This window comes from Campylobacter parajejuni (assembly GCF_046764905.1).
GTDB lineage: Bacteria > Campylobacterota > Campylobacteria > Campylobacterales > Campylobacteraceae > Campylobacter_D.
The window spans coordinates 1-2,836 of record NZ_JBKORB010000019.1 but is presented as its reverse complement, the minus strand read 5'-3'; the positions used below and the strand labels follow the sequence as shown (position 1 = coordinate 2,836).

Annotated in this window: 1 rRNA gene; it reads left to right on the top strand. The window is 47.0% G+C overall.

Annotated elements, in window-relative coordinates:
* A 23S ribosomal RNA gene (locus ACLL8X_RS09205) occupies positions 1-2,808 on the top strand; the annotation flags it as partial.
* Between the last annotated feature and the right edge of the window lie 28 nt (positions 2,809-2,836).

Below are 2,836 nucleotides of genomic sequence, written 5' to 3'. Positions count from 1 at the left end.
AGTAGCGGCGAGCGAAAGCGTAAGAGGGCAAACCCAGTGCTTGCACTGGGGGTTGTAGGACTGCAATGTGCAATAGGAAAGGTTAGCAGAACATTCTGGAAAGTATAGCCATAGAGGGTGATAGTCCCGTATGCGAAAACCTAACCTTAGCTAGCAGTATCCTGAGTAGGGCGGGACACGAGAAATCCTGTCTGAAGCTGGGGAGACCACTCTCCAACCCTAAATACTAATACCAGATCGATAGCGAACCAGTACCGTGAGGGAAAGGTGAAAAGAACGGCGGTGAGCCGAGTGAAATAGAACCTGAAACCATTTGCTTACAATCATTCAGAGCCCTATGTAGCAATACAGGGTGATGGACTGCCTTTTGCATAATGAGCCTGCGAGTTGTGGTGTCTGGCAAGGTTAAGCAAACGCGAAGCCGTAGCGAAAGCGAGTCTGAATAGGGCGCTTAAGTCAGATGCTGCAGACCCGAAACGAAGTGATCTATCCATGAGCAAGTTGAAGCTAGTGTAAGAACTAGTGGAGGACTGAACCCGCTAGCGTTGAAAAGCTATGGGATGACTTGTGGATAGGGGTGAAAGGCCAATCAAACTTCGTGATAGCTGGTTCTCTCCGAAATATATTTAGGTATAGCGTTGTGTCGTAATATAAGGGGGTAGAGCACTGAATGGGCTAGGGCATACACCAATGTACCAAACCCTATCAAACTCCGAATACCTTATATGTAATCACAGCAGTCAGGCGGCGAGTGATAAAATCCGTCGTCAAGAGGGAAACAACCCAGACTACCCGCTAAGGTCCCCAAATCTTACTTAAGTGGAAAACGATGTGAAGTTACTTAAACAACCAGGAGGTTGGCTTAGAAGCAGCCATCCTTTAAAGAAAGCGTAATAGCTCACTGGTCTAGTGATTTTGCGCGGAAAATATAACGGGGCTAAAGTAAGTACCGAAGCGGTAGGCTTGTGCTTAATCAAATTCTTTTTTAAATTCCAAGCAAAAAGGTTAAATTTAAAACTAGCGTTAGCGTTTCTTGCTTTAGCAAGAAAGTTTTAAAATGGCTTTGGGATAAAGATGCGTAGAATTTGATTAAGCACAAGCGGTAGGAGAGCGTTCTATTTGCGTCGAAGGTATACCGGTAAGGAGTGCTGGAGCGAATAGAAGTGAGCATGCAGGCATGAGTAGCGATAATTAATGTGAGAATCATTAACGCCGTAAACCCAAGGTTTCCTACGCGATGCTCGTCATCGTAGGGTTAGTCGGGTCCTAAGTCGAGTCCGAAAGGGGTAGACGATGGCAAATGGGTTAATATTCCCATACCAACATTAGTGTGCGATGGAAGGACGCTTAGGGCTAAGGGGGCTAGCGGATGGAAGTGCTAGTCTAAGGTCGTAGGAGCTTATACAGGCAAATCCGTATAAGAATACTCCGAGAACTCAAAGGCTCTCCAAAGTCTTCGGACAGCGGGGAGAACCCCTGATGCCGTCGAGCCAAGAAAAGTTTCTAAGTTTAGCTAATGTTGCCCGTACCGTAAACCGACACAGGTGGGTGGGATGAGTATTCTAAGGCGCGTGGAAGAACTCTCTTTAAGGAACTCTGCAAAATAGCACCGTATCTTCGGTATAAGGTGTGGTTCGCTTCGTATTAGGATTTACTCCGAAAGCGAAGAAACTTACAACAAAGAGTCCCTCCCGACTGTTTACCAAAAACACAGCACTCTGCTAACTCGTAAGAGGATGTATAGGGTGTGACGCCTGCCCGGTGCTCGAAGGTTAATTGATGGGGTTAGCATTAGCGAAGCTCTTGATCGAAGCCCGAGTAAACGGCGGCCGTAACTATAACGGTCCTAAGGTAGCGAAATTCCTTGTCGGTTAAATACCGACCTGCATGAATGGCGTAACGAGATGGGAGCTGTCTCAAAGAGGGATCCAGTGAAATTGTAGTGGAGGTGAAAATTCCTCCTACCCGCGGCAAGACGGAAAGACCCCGTGGACCTTTACTACAGCTTGACACTGCTATTTGGATAAGAATGTGCAGGATAGGTGGGAGGCTTTGAGTATATGACGCCAGTTGTATAGGAGCCATTGTTGAGATACCACTCTTTCTTATTTGGGTAGCTAACCAGCTTGAGTTATCCTCAAGTGGGACAATGTCTGGTGGGTAGTTTGACTGGGGCGGTCGCCTCCCAAATAATAACGGAGGCTTACAAAGGTTGGCTCAGAACGGTTGGAAATCGTTCGTAGAGTATAAAGATATAAGCCAGCTTAACTGCAAGACATACAAGTCAAGCAGAGACGAAAGTCGGTCTTAGTGATCCGGTGGTTCTGTGTGGAAGGGCCATCGCTCAAAGGATAAAAGGTACCCCGGGGATAACAGGCTGATCTCCCCCAAGAGCTCACATCGACGGGGAGGTTTGGCACCTCGATGTCGGCTCATCGCATCCTGGGGCTGGAGCAGGTCCCAAGGGTATGGCTGTTCGCCATTTAAAGCGGTACGCGAGCTGGGTTCAGAACGTCGTGAGACAGTTCGGTCCCTATCTGCCGTGGGCGTAAGAAGATTGAAGAGATTTGACCCTAGTACGAGAGGACCGGGTTGAACAAACCACTGGTGTAGCTGTTGTTCTGCCAAGAGCATCGCAGCGTAGCTAAGTTTGGAAAGGATAAACGCTGAAAGCATCTAAGCGTGAAGCCAACTCTAAGATGAATCTTCTCTAAGCTCTCTAGAAGACTACTAGTTTGATAGGCTGGGTGTGTAATGGATGAAAGTCCTTTAGCTGACCAGTACTAATAGAGCGTTTGGCTTATCTTTAAAATATTAACTTGTCTTTTTAACTTAT